The organism is Planctomycetota bacterium, assembly GCA_018242585.1.
Taxonomy (GTDB): Bacteria; Planctomycetota; Planctomycetia; order Pirellulales; family PNKZ01; genus JAFEBQ01.
This window is the reverse complement of sequence record JAFEBQ010000005.1, coordinates 114,579-128,246: the sequence shown is the minus strand read 5'-3', so window position 1 is coordinate 128,246 and position 13,668 is coordinate 114,579. Positions and strand designations below refer to the sequence as shown.

The window sequence follows — 13,668 nt, the reverse complement described above, 5'->3', positions numbered from 1 at the left end:
GGCGGCCAGCGCCTGGCGCAGCGGCGTGGTCATTTCCCGGTCGAGCGGCGGCAGGATTTGATCTTGCAGTTCGACCAACGTGGTGGCGATGCCGCGATGGACGAAGTTCTCGACCAGCTCCAGGCCGATGAAACCGGCGCCGACCACGACGGCTTGCCGCACGCCCTGGTCGATTCGCTGTTTGATCCGGTCGACGTCGGCCAGATTGCGCAAGGTGTGAATGCCCGGCAGGTCGATGCCGGGCAGCGGCGGTCGCAGCGGCGCGGCGCCGGGCGCGAGCAACAGCTTGTCGTACGACTCGTCGTACTCGCGGCCGGTGGTCAGGTCGCGGGCGCGAACCGTCTTGTTCGCGCGATCAATCGCCAGAACCGTCGTGCTGGTCCGCACGTCCAGGCGGAATCGCTCGTTCAGCCGCTGGGCCGTCGTGACCAGCAGCTTGTTCCGATCGGCGATCACTCCGCCGGCATAGTAGGGCAAGCCGCAGTTGGCGAACGAGACGTCCGGCCCGCGCTCAAACAGGACGATCTCGGCGGCCTCCGAAAGTCGCCTCGCCCGGGCGGCCGCCGAAGCGCCGGCGGCAACGCCCCCGACGATCAAGAGTTTCATGGCGTGCTCCCTTCGCATTGCAGCGACAATCATTCAATCGGGTGTCGATCGGTTCATCGTTACCAAGCCGGCGGCTCTGCCGCCGACGAACGGCGACAGAGTCGCCGGCTTGGTAGCCAACCAAGTTGCCATGTACGAATGTTGTATTAGCGGGCGCAGGCCGCGCCGCCCGACGAGCTGACTTGGTTCCAGGGCATCCGCGCCAGCAACATACCCATGCCGCAGGTGTCGGTGATGCCGGCAAACACCAAACCCGCGCCGACGAACGCCGACAAGCCAATGAAGGCCGGATGAACGAACCAGCCAAGCGTCGCGCCAATCAAGACAAGCGAGCCGGCGGCGATCCGCACCTGACGTTCAAGGGACATCACTTGTTTGCCTTTGACGACCGGCAACCCGGCCGCCACACAGGCCAGCGTGCCCCCTTCGACGTTGACGACGTTGGCAAAGCCGGCATTGGCGATCTTGTCACAGGCTTGCTTGCCGCGCCCGCCCGAGCGACAGATGACGTACAACGGCTCGTCGGCCGGCGATTGGCGCGCTTGCAGCAGGGCGCTGACGTCCAATCGATCGAGCGGCATGTTGCGGGCGAACTCGACGTGTACTTCTTGGAACTCGGCCGGCGTGCGGACGTCAATCAACTCGGGACGCTTCCCTTGCCGGCACAACTCGGCGAGTTGCGCGGGGGAAATCGTGGCGGTGCTCATCTCATCCTCCGTAATCGTGTCGATAGTTGTTGCGATGCGAATCGGTGGTCGCGCGTCGATTCCATTGACGCGCGACTCAATATTTGTTCATTAGTGGCGGGCTCAGCCAGGCGGCGCAATTTAGCCAAACCGCGCTTCGATACAGGCCATGATGCTGGCCAAGTGCTTTTCGGCGACCTGGTAGTAAGCGCGGCGTCCTTCCTTTTCAGCGGTCAGGAATTGACAGCGTTGCATCAACCGCAGGTGTTCCGAGGCCATGTGGCTGGGAATGCCGCAGGCTTCGGCCAGCTCGCCGACCGTGTAGCGGCCACGCAGCAACATCTGCACCATTCGCAGCCGGTGCGGATGAGCCAGGGCTTTCAGACACTCCGCCGCCTGGGCCAAGGCGTCAAGCGACGTCAGCTTGGGCGCGCGCCGGGTTTTGGTTGGTGTCGTCATCGTAAAGGTTCTCCAATCGATAACTGATTATATCGTTATATAACGATATATCAATAAGTATACCATGGTGGAACTACGGCACGTTTCTTACCTGTGAAGCGCGCGGGGGCTGGGGCGTTGCCAGCAACGCGAGTGCGAGACGCTAGCGACCGATGGTTGAGCTCGCGAGCGCAGCGCCTCGGGTGAGGGCAAAGACGTCGTGGGCCGATGCGATTTGCGGTCGGTGATTGAATGCCAAGTGCGGATTGTGTTGACCATCAGCGCGTTGCCCCTCCCCCTCTGCTCCTCTCTGTCAAGAAGGGGTGTTCAACGCGCGTGCCACAAGCATGGTCGAGGACTCGCTTGCTTCGAGTAACGACGATCCTCGTTGGCCGCGAAAACTTTGGCTTCCAGCCCGGCCTCGGGTTATAATCGCAGGCCCCGACTGCTCCTTTCCGGCCTTGCCTTACCCGTCGGTTTCGCGCCATGTCTTGCCGTGCCGTCACCCGACTTTGCCTTGCGCTGTTCATCGCGGTCGGCGCGTCGGCTGAATCGCGCGCCGCCGACAACGCCGACGCGAGCAAGCCGGTCGATTTCGCCCGGCAGGTTGGCCCCGTGCTGGCCAAGCGCTGTGCCGGCTGTCACAACCCGGGCGAGCACCAAGCGGGGCTCGACCTGACGCAGCTCGAGAACCTGCTGCGGGGCGGTGAAAGCGGCCCGGCCCTGGTCCCCGGCAAACCCGACGAGAGCCTGATCTGGCAGCGGATCAGCAGCGACGAAATGCCCCCCAAGACGCCGCTGACTCCGGCCGAGCGCGAACTGGTTCGCGCCTGGATCAAATCGGGCGCAAACTGGGCCGGCGGCGCGCTCGACCCGCTCGAGTACACCACCGAAGCACGCGCCGGCTATGACTGGTGGTCGCTGCAGCCGTTGAAGAACGTCAAGCCGCCGAAACTGCCCTCTGAAGGAAATAGCACCGCACCAGCGAACCCGATCGACACGTTCCTGAGCGCCAAGCGCGGCGCCGCTGGCCTGGCGGAATCGCCTGCGGCCGATCGCCGCACGCTGGTCCGTCGGCTGTCGTTCGCGCTGCTGGGACTGCCTCCCGAGCCCGCCGAGGTCGAAGCCTTTCTGAACGACAACTCGCCGACCGCGTACGAAGCTCTGGTCGAGCGGTTGCTCGCGTCGCCGGCCTATGGCCAGCGCTGGGCGCGCCATTGGCTCGACGTGGTTCGCTTCGGCGAAAGCCAAGGCTTCGAGCGCGACAAGCTGCGGACCAATGCCTGGCAATATCGCGATTGGGTCGTCGACGCGTTGAATCGGGATCTGCCTTACGACGAGTTCGTTCGGTTGCAGATCGCTGGCGACGTTTTTAGACCGGGCGATGCCGAGGCGCTGATCGCGACTGGCTTCCTGGTGGCTGGCCCGTACGACGAAGTGGGTCAACAACAGCAAAGCGCCGCCATGCGCGCGGTCGTGCGACAGGATGAACTCGAAGATCTGGTCAGCGTCGTCGGCCAGACGTTTCTGGGGCTGACGGTCAATTGCAGCCGCTGTCACGATCACAAGTTCGATCCGATCCGCCAGAGCGAGTATTACCGGCTGACCGCGGCCCTGGGGGGCGTGCGACAAGGCGAGCCCAAGCTGCCGCGCGAAGCGGTCGAGGCCCAGCAGCGCGCACACGAAAAGGCTTTTCAAGCCCGCCGCGCCGAGTTGGGGCGCGAGCTGCCGTCGATCGAAGCGCCGGTTCGGGAGCAGATTCTCGCCCAGCGTCGCGCCAGCCCCAAGCCCGAGCCGCCGAAACCGTTCGCCGCCTGGGACTTCAACGACGACGCGCGCGATTCGGTCGGCGAGTTGCACCTGGAACTGCACGACGGCGCTTGGTTCAGTGGCGGGCAACTGGTCCTCGACGGTCGCGGCTACGCCACCTCGCCATTATTGAAGAAGAATCTCAAGGCCAAGACGCTCGAAGCCTGGATCGCGTTGGCCGACTTGGACCAGCGCGGCGGCGGCGCGATGACCGTCCAGACGCCCGACGGCAAGTTGTTCGACGCGATCGTGTTTGGCGAGCGCGAGCCGCGCCAGTGGATGGCCGGCAGCAACAACTTCTCGCGGACACAAAGCTTCCGCGCGCTGCCGGAACAAAACGCCGCTCCCAAGTTCGTTCACGTGGCGATCGTCTATGCCGAGGATGGTCGCGTGACGGGCTATCACGATGGTCAGCCCTATGGCCGTTACTACTCGGCCGGCGTGACGCCCCGTTTTACCGTGGATAACGCCCAGGTCAGCTTCGGCGTGCGCCATTTTCCGGTCGAGCGCAACAAGCTGCTGCGCGGCGCGATCGATCGGGCGCGGCTGTACGATCGAGCCCTCGGCGCGGCCGAAGTCGCCGCCTCGGCCGGCGTCGAATACACCGAGATCAGCGAAACAGAACTGCGCGAGAACATTCCCGAGGAGCAGCGCAGCCGCTGGGCATCACTTCGCTTTGAATACAACCAGCTTGGGCAGCAGCTCACGCGCTTGCAGGACTCGACCGTCTATGCCGTCGCCCCGCGCGAGCCCGAGCCGGCCTTCGTATTGCACCGGGGGAACCCGGGCGACCCGCGCGAACCGGTGATCGCCGGCGGCATCGCCTCGCTGCGCGGCGTCGACGCCGACTTCGGCCTGGACGAGCAGTCCAGCGACATGGACCGCCGCCGCCAACTGGCCGAGTGGATCACCGACGCGCGAAATCCGCTCTTCGCCCGGGTGATGGTGAATCGGCTCTGGCACTATCATTTTGGCGTCGGCCTCGTCGACACGCCGAACGATTTCGGCTTTAACGGTGGCCGGCCGTCGCACCCGGAATTGCTCGAATGGCTGGCCGGCGAGTTGGTCCGCTCGAAGTTCAGCTTGAAGCATCTACAGCGCCTGATCGTCACGTCGGCGGCCTATCGGCAATCGTCGGCGCTGAGTGCCGCGGCCGCGAAGGTCGACGCCGGCAACCGATTGCTGTGGCGCAAATCGCCGCAACGGCTCGACGCCGAAACCTTGCGCGACACGCTGCTGGCGATTTCGGGACAACTCGACACGTCGCTGGGCGGCCCGGGCTTTTACGAGTTCACCACCTTCGTGCGGAACTCGCAATTCTACACCATGCAAGACGCGATCGGCCGCAGCTTCCAGCGCCGCACGATCTATCGGACCTGGGTTCGTTCGGCCCGCAGCCAACTGCTCGACGTGTTCGACTGTCCCGACCCGTCGACCAAGACCCCGCAACGGGCCGTCACCACGACGCCGCTCCAGGCCTTGTCGCTGTTGAACAACGCCTTCGTGTTGCGCGCGGCCGACGATTGCGCCGCCAGCATTCGCGACACCGCCGGCGATGATGTGCCGAAACAGGTCGAGCAACTGTTCCGCCGCGCGTATCACCGTTCGCCGGCCGACGAAGAATCGCGCGTCTGCCAAGAACTGGTCCGCACCCACGGGCTTGCCGCGTTGTGTCGGGTGGTCTTCAATAGCAACGAGCTGCTTTATGTCGACTAATCACGCTGGCCCGAAATATCCGCCGCTGCCGGTGCCTGGGCACATCTCGCGCCGCGACTGGTTCCATTGGACGTCGCTGGGGATCGGCGCTGGGGCGTTCATGTCGTTGATGCTGCGCGACGAGACCGTGCGGGCCGATGTGGTGCCGGGCGAAGCGTCGGACCCGGCGCCTCACCTGCCCGTGCGGGCCAAGCGCGTGATCCATGTCGTGGCCTGCGGCGGTGTGAGCCAGATCGACTCGTTCGATTACAAGCCGGCGCTCGAAAAACACCATGGCCAGAATCTGCCCGACGACATCAAGCCCGACGTCTTCTTCGGCAAGGTTGGCAAGTTGCGGCAGGCCGACTGGGCGTTCCAGCAGCGCGGCGAGAGTGGCTTGTGGGTGAGCGAGTTGTTTCCCCACCTGGCCGGCGTGGCCGACGAGCTGACCGTCATTCGCTCGATGTTCGCTGAGACGTCCAATCACACTCCCGCCACGTTCCAGGAAAGCAGCGGCTTCCGCCTGAATGGGTTTCCGGTCGTCGGCTCGTGGGTCTCGTACGGGCTCGGCTGCGTGACCGACGATCTGCCGGCGTACGTGGTCATTCCCGACCCGCGGGGGCTACCCGCCGGCGGTTCCATCAACTGGACCAACGGCTTTCTGCCTGCGCGCCATCAAGGCGTGGTCATTCGCAGCCAGGGCACGCCGATCGACGACATCTTTCCAGCCCGAGCGATCAGCGCCGAGCAGGAACTAGCTTCGGCCCGGCTGCTCGAAACATTGAACGCACGGCACCGCGCCGGCCACGGCGACGAGGTGCTTGCCGCGCGGATGCACAGCTACGAGCTGGCGGCCAAGATGCAGCGCGTGGTGCCCGAGGTAACCGATTTGAATCGTGAATCGGCCGCCACGCACGAGATGTACGGCATCGACGAGCAATTGGCGACCAACGACTTTGGCCGGGCCTGCTTGCTGTCGCGGCGGTTGCTCGAATCAGGCGTGCGCTTCGTCCAGTTGTTCTCGGGCAGTGCGTTCGGCTCGCCGCGGATCAATTGGGACGGCCACGAGGATATGAAGCAGAACCACACGCAAGAGGCCGAGCGGATCGACAAGCCGCTGGCCGGCTTGCTGCGTGACTTGCGCCAGCGCGGGATGTTGGACGACACGCTGGTCATGTTCACCAGCGAGTTCGGCCGCACGCCGTTCACGCAATCGGCGGCCGACGTGCTGGGGACCGGGCGCGATCACAACCAGTATGGCTTCTCGGTCTGGATGGCCGGCGCGGGGCTGAAACACGGCCTGGCCTACGGCGCGACCGACGAGATCGGCATGAAGGCCGAGGAACAGCCGGTCCACTGGCACGATTTCCACGCCACGGTGCTGCACCTGCTGGGCATCGATCACACGCGGCTGACGTATTACCACAACGGCATCCGCCGCCGGTTAACCGATGTCAGCGGAAATGTCATCAAAGGCATTTTGGCGTGATGGCGCAGTGGTCGGCGTGGGCGACTTAGTCTTACCCCTCTCCCTTGATGGGAGAGGGTGGCGAGCGAAGCAAGCCGGGTGAGGGTGAAAACGTGGCAGGCCGATTGGCTTTACGCCAAATGAAGAATCCCGTGCTTGGAATCGCTCGAGGCGCGACATCTTAACCCTCCCCCCTGCCCCTCCCTGGAAGGGAGGGGTGTTTGTCGCGCTCGATGGTTGCTCGTTATTGGCGTGGAAAGATTATATCGGAGTTCTCTTGCATGACTCGGTTGTTGTTCATTGCTCTCGTCGCTCTAATCACTGCGACCGCTCGCGCGGAGGAAGCCCTCGATTACGCGGCGGTCGATCCCGAGTTGAAGGTCGTCAAGCTGGACTCGTCCGAAACCGAATCGTTCCTGTCGGTGCGGGCCGACATGCTGGGACGCTTGTTTGTCGGCGCTCGCGAGGCGTTGTTCGTCTGTGAACCGCTCCCCGGCGGCGGCTATGCCCCGCGGCAAGAGTTGTACCGCTTCCCGGCCGACACCTGGGTCAACGACATCGCCATCCGCGGGCACGACGTCTACGTCTCGACCGTGGCGGCGATCTATGTGCTGCGCGATGCGGTTGTGAAGCGCGAGGGATTGAAGCCCGAGCGATTGTTGTGGGGTGTGCCGCTGGGGCACGTGCATCAATGCTTTCACGGGCTGGCCTGGGGACCGGAGGGGGCGTTGTACGTCTCGATGGGTGACCCGGTCTGGTATTACGGCGACTTCAACCGCCCCGATCACTGGGGGCATTGGTCGTTCTTCACGGTGCCCACTGGGGCTGACGGCGAGAAGACGGTCGAAGTGAACGGCCGCCGCTGGGCGCGCACACCTTACAACGGCGTCGGCGGCGTTTTTAGGATTCAACCCGACGGGTCGCGGTTCGAGGTCGTGGCCGGGGGCCTGCGCAACTCGTGCGGACTGGCGTTCGATCACGAGTGGAATCTGTTCACCAACGACAACGATCACGAGTCGATGCCGGCGCAATACGTGCCGGGGCGCTTGCTGCACATCGTCGAGCACGCCTACTACGGCTGGCCGCGCGGCTGGCTGCGCAGCAAGACGCCCGAGCGCGCCGACCTGCTCGATACCTTGAACGAGAAGCTGGGGCGGTTCGTGCCCGTGGCGCTAAGCTATTACGACGAGACGTTCCTGCCCGAGAAGTACCGAAACAATCTGCTGGTGGCGCGCTGGTGCATCAAGAGCGTCACGCGCTATCCGCTGGTGCCGAGCGGGGCGACATTCAAAGCTGATGAGTTTCACTTGCTCGACGGGCGTGACCAAGCTCGGCCAGTGGGGGTATGTGTCGGTCGCGGTGGGCGGATTTTCGCCACGATCTGCTACATGGCTCAAAACGAAGGCTCGCCGGTCTACCGGAGCGACCTGGTGATGATCACGCGGGCCGACGATCCGCCGAGCGCGCCGTTCGAAGCATACGACCCAGTAACCGCGACGCCGGAGAAGTTAATTAGTGAATGGAAGGATTCCTCTTGGCAACGGCGTTACGCGGCGTACGTTGAGATTGCGCGACGAGGACGCGATCCCCACGCGAAGAACGCTGACTTGAAGAAACTGCCACGTTTGGTTACGGCCTGGGCAAAGTCGGGCTCAACGATCGGGAGGATATCAAGCTTTCCCATCTATGACGACGCCACACTGAGTGACTCTTTCCGGCGCAATGCCATTTGTCGCGAACTAGCGCAAGGTAATACTTATAAATACATTGAGCGACTAGTCGAGCAGCGCGATGGAAGCGCGCTTGCGCGCCTGGCCGGCGTTCTAGCCGCAGGCTTTCGCCTGACCCTCCCCGACTTCACCGGCGAGTTGGCGCCGGACTTGAAGCTCGACAAGCTGCAGAACGAGTCGGCCTACAAGGTGCAGTACGCCGACGAGACGATCGATCTCCGCACGCTCGGCCCGGTGGGCGTCTACACCGTGGCCGATCACTGGCACCAGGGGAAGCACACCGCTGAGCAGGAGCAACTGTTCGCGCTGCTGCTCAAGGCGGCCGGCGACGAGGACGAACAGGTCCGCCTGCAGGCGGTTCATTTCTTGTCGCTGTTGAACGATCCGCGCAGCGAGCCGACCGTCGAAAAAGTTCTGGCCGCCAACGACGAGCGGAAGCTCGGCATCGCCAAGCTGGCGGGCATTACGGAAGTCTGGCTGGCCGGCCCGTTCGACGACGGCGACGAAGGCTTCGCGCGCGAACACGAGCCCGAGCGCGGGCCGGTGGAACTGTCGACCGTGTATCACTCAAAAAGCCGCGACATCAAGTGGCAGCGGACCAAGACCAAGCGGCAGTTCGACTTTGTCGAGCTGTTCGGCCCGGTCGACCGCGCGTCGATGTACGCCTATTTCCGGATCGAAAGCGGCGGGCGGCAACGAGCCCACCTGGCCCTGGGGAGCGACGACGGGCTGAAGGTTTGGCACAACGGCCAGGTCGTCTGGACCAACGACGTGATCCGCGGGGCGTTGCCGCTGCAAGACACCGTGACCGTCGAGTTGCAACCCGGCTCGAACGATTTTCTATTGCGGGTGCGAAATGTCATTGGCTCAAGCCAACTGTACATCAACTACCGCTCGCTACAGCCGCTGGCCGTCGTGCTGCCCGAACTGGTCACGGGGCCGAGCCTGGCCGAGCGTCTGGCCAGCGCCGCGAATGGTCAGTACAAGATTCCGGCCGAGTTCTTGACGATCGATTGGCCCAAGGAAGTGGCCGGCGGCGACGCCGAGCAAGGCCGCAAGCTGTTCGAGACAGCCGGCTGTGCCAAGTGTCACGCCGTCACGGCCGAGTCGCAGGTGACCGGCGGGCCGAGCCTGGCCGATGCCGCGCGGCGGTTCACGGTGCCGTACCTGGTCGAGTCGGTGCTCGCCCCCAACAAGCAAATCTCGCCGGTGTTCCGCGCCACGCAAGTGATTACGACCGACGGGCGGCAACTGTCGGGCTTGCTGGTGGCCGAGACGGCCGACAAGGTCGAGCTGCTGCTGCCCGACACCAAGCGCGTGGCGATCAATAAGAGCGAGATCGAAGAGCGGGCGCTGCAGAATCTGTCGCCGATGCCGCAAGGGATCGTTAAACAACCGAGCGAACTGCGCGATATTCTGGCATACTTGCTACGGGGGAAGTGATGCGCCGCGTTGCCTCATATGATGCCGTCATTCCCGCGCAGGCTGGAAACCAGTGGTGGCGACTGCCCTCTAGATTCCCGCCTGCGCGGGAATGACGGACAGCTTGGTGCACGACACGACAAGGCGCCGACCTAGAACCGCACGGCCTTGCCACTCTAGAACTGCTCGACCTTGCATTGGGGCAGGCTGTTCTTCAGCTCTTGCATGCCGGCGGGGGAAATCTGCTTCGGCACGCGGAGCAGTTTCGTATGGGCCAGGGTCCGCAGCACCGGCACCGCGCGATCGGTAAGATTGTTCTCGCGCATGTAGATGGTCGCCAGATTCGGCAACCGTTGCAGCACGCCGACGCTGCTGTCGGTAATCTGGGTTTGCGTCACGTCAAGCGACTTCAGGCTGGTGAACTTGGCCAACTGGGCCATGCCGGCGTTGTCGAACGGCGAGTTGCCGACCTGCAGCACTTCGAGTTGTTTGCAACCGGCCAGCGCCGCCAGACTGCTGCCGGTTACCTGCGTGCCGACCAGTCCCAACTGCCGCAGCTTGGTCAGCCGTTGCAGGTTGGGAATCCCGCGGTCGGTAATCTGCGAGCCATTCAAAACGAGGACTTCCAGGCTGACCATGTTTTGCATGTGGACCAAAGCCGCGTCGGTCAGTCGATTGATCCCCGACAAGTTCAGATGTTGCAAGCCGGCGTGGGTCGCGAAGACGGCTAGCCCCTGATCGGTGATCGACGTGCCGTTCAGGTTCAGCGTGCGCAGGGACACCACTCCTTGAAACGGCAGCAACTCGGCGTCGCCGATCCGCGGATTATTGCTGAACGTCAGGCCGATCACCGCGAAGGGAACCGCCGGCAGTTGTGACGACATGCTGACCGAGACCGGCTGGGTTCCTGGGGTCACGATGTCAAGCTTGCCGCCGAGGCCGAAGACATACTCGGCAAGTTGATGCGGCGGCATGGTGTTGCGACCGGGCAGGCCCACGCCACCGGCCGGTGGCAACAACCCGCGTGGCCCGCCGGGAATCGGCGGGAACGGAGGCGCAGGGGGCGCCGGTGGAATCGGCGGTGTTGTTGTCATGCCGGGATTGTCGGGCGCACCTGTGCGACCAGCGCCCGCGAACAACACCGGCTCGCCTGGCAGCTCCTTGAGTCGTTGCTCGACGCGCGAGCGGACCAGGCCGGTCAGCTTGGCGAGCGCCTGCTCGTACCAATGGCGAGCCCCAGATTGGTAGTCGGCCTTCTCTTTTCCCTTGGCCCGCTCAGCCGCGTCCCAGCACAAGTCACCGACCGCGGCCCGAGCCGCGCCGTCATCACCGGCGGCCAGCGCTTTGTCGGCCAGCGCTTTCAGCGCCGCGTCGTCGCCGCGCGCCAACAGGGGCAAACCTTCCTCCCACTTGTGATCGCGGAAGCAGAGCCGGCGGCCGACGACGGTGCAAGCCGCCGCGTCGTCGGGGTCGGCGGCCAGCTTCTCTTGCGCCTTGGCGAACGCTTCGGCGTCGCGAACCAGCAGCGTGATCTCATCGCCGCGGGCTTTGGTCAGCTTGACGAGCGCGGGGTCGCGGGCCTTGACGGCCATGGCCGAGGCGGCCTTGGCCAGTGTTTGCGCCGCGTCGACCTGATCGGCCTCGACCGCCTCGCCGGCCAGCGCGTGCGCGCGCTCGGCCAGCACTCGATTGGCCGCCGGAATGCGATTCTTCGGCGCGAGCTTCTGGAACACTTCGGCCAACAGCTCCAGCCGATCGACGCGATAGTTGAGCGCAAGCAAGTTGACGACTTGTTCGAGAATCGCCACGTCATTCGTGTCGGCGGCCAGATCGCGGACCTCGCAGAGCATAACGTACTGCTCGGCCGGCGCGTCGGCGGTCTCTTGCGCTTGCCTCAACAGCTTCTGCGCGAGCAACGATTTCCCCTCTGGCGTCTTGGCGGCCCCGTAATCTTCCTTGAAGATCGACTTCACCGTGGCCAGCGCCTTGGTCAGGTCGCTCTCGGCCGGGACCGGCTTGCGCAATTCGCGGTCGGGTTGGTCGGGCGCGGCGGCTGGCGCGGCGTCGCTCTTGGCCGGTGGCGCGGACTGGGCCACGGTCGGAGGCTCGGACGACGGTTTGGTGCGCGGCGGTGGTGGAGGGGGCGGAGTCGGCGCGGGCTCGCGCGGCGCGCCAGCGCCCGGCTTGGCCATTGGCGGCCCGTCGCTGGGCGCGGTCAGTACTGGTTCGGCGGCGGGCTTCTCGGCGGGCGGCGCGCTGGGAGCGGGCTTTTCAACGACCGCCGTTGTGTCGGGCTTCGCCACGTCGGGCTTGGGAAGGGTCATGCGCGGCGACGCGATTTCACTTGGCGCGTCGTCTCCGGCCGTCGTCTCGGTTGACGGCCCGCCGGCGATCTTCGCTGCCGTGGGTGGACTGGAGACCACCGACGCAGACGCCGCCGGCTTCACAGGCTCCTGAGTCGGTACCGGCTCTTTCGTCGTCGTTTGTCGGTCTGCTATATCGTCGGTCGACGACGAGCGACCCTTCATCGCCACGATGACACCGACCAGCACCAGCAGCACGCCAACCGCACCCATCGCCCCGTACAGCATGACGCGGCTTGGGGGCGCTTTGGCTGGCATGATCACTGGCCCGCTCGCCGGCGCGGCCGCGGAAATCGGTCGCGGCGTGAGCGGAACCGGCTGGGGCGCGGCACTCGACGAGGTTGCGCTCTGCGGCACGGCGATCGGTGCTCGAGAAGCCGGGCGCGCTTCGAGCAGCGTCAGCAACTCGGCCATGTTCTGCGGACGATCTTCCGGCCGCTTGGCGATCATCTTCTGAAACAGTTGATCGACCGCGTCGGGCACGTCGGCCCGGGCCGCACGGAGCGACGGAATCGGCGCGTCGCGATGGGCCAGCACGCGCTTGACCAGCGTGTCGCCGCCGAAGGGGGGACGGCCAGTGAGCAGAAAGAACAGCGTGCAGCCCAGCCCGTAAATGTCGGCGCGCCCGTCAACGTGATGGCTGTCGAGTCCTTGCTCGGGGGCCATGTAGTCGGCGGTGCCGAACACATTGCCCGCCGAGGTCAGGTCGGACCCGCCGGGCGTGTTGCCGTCGCTCCCCGGGCCGCCCGGCTCTTCCAAGCGCGCGAGCCCCATGTCCAACAACTTGACGTGACCTTGCTTGTCGACCAGCAAGTTCGACGGCTTGATATCCCGGTGGACGACCCCCTGAGCGTGGGCATGTTGCAGGCCGCGAGCCGCGCCGGCCATGTAGCCGAGCGTTTCGGCCACCGGCAATGGCCCCTTGTCTTTCACCAGTCGGCCCAGGTCGACCCCGTCGACGTACTCCATGACCAGGAAGTGAACGCCGGCGGCCTCGTCGGCGTCGTAGGCGGTGACGATGTTCGGATGCGTCAGCTTGGCGGCGGCTTTGACTTCGCGCAGAAACCGCGCGACGGCGTCGGGCGAGCTGAGCGCCTTTTTCGGCAGCACTTTCAGGGCGACAATCCGCTCCATGCGCCGATGCCGGGCGCGAAAGACCTGGCCCATACCGCCGGCGCCGAGTCGATCGAGCACGACATAATTGCCGAACAGCAGCGACGCGATCTTGTCTTGGTAGACGGCGGCGGCCTGGTAGCGAGTGAGCTTTCCTTGCTGGCTCAGTTGACGCACCAACTCGTCGGCGTCGGCTTGCGGGTCAGCGGCCGCGGCGGCGGAAAGCGCGGCCAAATCGCTGGCCGACAGCAAGTCGGCCTTGGCGACGATCTCGACCATCCGCGCCCGCGTCATCGGCATTGCACGCACCCTGGTGTTTCCCGGCCCGCTCGTGAGCA

The 13,668-nt window shown here is 64.9% G+C and carries 7 protein-coding genes; 3 read left to right on the top strand and 4 right to left on the bottom strand.

Features of this window, described 5'->3' with window-relative positions; translation table 11 throughout:
• The 3 genes from JSS27_02940 to JSS27_02930 form a co-directional block, all read right to left on the bottom strand.
• Positions 1-606, bottom strand: a 606-nt coding sequence (locus JSS27_02940; GenBank protein MBS0207888.1) for an FAD-dependent oxidoreductase, incomplete at its 3' end; no start/stop codon positions are given.
• A gap of 146 nt (positions 607-752) precedes the next feature.
• Entirely contained in the window at positions 753-1,313 is a 561-nt protein-coding gene (locus JSS27_02935; protein ID MBS0207887.1) for a rhodanese-like domain-containing protein, read from the bottom strand.
• 120 nt (positions 1,314-1,433) lie between these two features.
• On the bottom strand, positions 1,434-1,751 hold the full coding sequence (locus tag JSS27_02930; GenBank protein MBS0207886.1) for a winged helix-turn-helix transcriptional regulator: 318 nt from the start codon (positions 1,749-1,751) through the stop codon (positions 1,434-1,436).
• A gap of 465 nt (positions 1,752-2,216) precedes the next feature.
• Between JSS27_02930 and JSS27_02925 the strand changes: the two genes are divergently transcribed.
• From JSS27_02925 to JSS27_02915, 3 genes are all read left to right on the top strand, one after another.
• Complete coding sequence (locus JSS27_02925; protein MBS0207885.1) at positions 2,217-5,255, top strand: DUF1553 domain-containing protein; 3,039 nt, start codon at positions 2,217-2,219, stop codon at positions 5,253-5,255.
• Positions 5,245-6,723: a DUF1501 domain-containing protein gene (locus tag JSS27_02920; protein ID MBS0207884.1), complete on the top strand. Its 1,479-nt coding sequence runs from the start codon at positions 5,245-5,247 to the stop codon at positions 6,721-6,723. The genes JSS27_02925 and JSS27_02920 overlap by 11 nt, the downstream gene beginning before the upstream one ends.
• A 260-nt stretch (positions 6,724-6,983) precedes the next feature.
• The gene (locus JSS27_02915; protein MBS0207883.1) at positions 6,984-9,875 is read left to right on the top strand and encodes a c-type cytochrome; all 2,892 of its coding nucleotides are present in this window, start codon (positions 6,984-6,986) and stop codon (positions 9,873-9,875) included.
• A gap of 155 nt (positions 9,876-10,030) precedes the next feature.
• On the opposite strand, the gene JSS27_02910 is transcribed toward JSS27_02915, so the two are convergent.
• Positions 10,031-13,630, bottom strand: a complete 3,600-nt coding sequence (locus JSS27_02910) for a protein kinase (GenBank protein ID MBS0207882.1) — start codon at positions 13,628-13,630, stop codon at positions 10,031-10,033.
• Between the last annotated feature and the right edge of the window lie 38 nt (positions 13,631-13,668).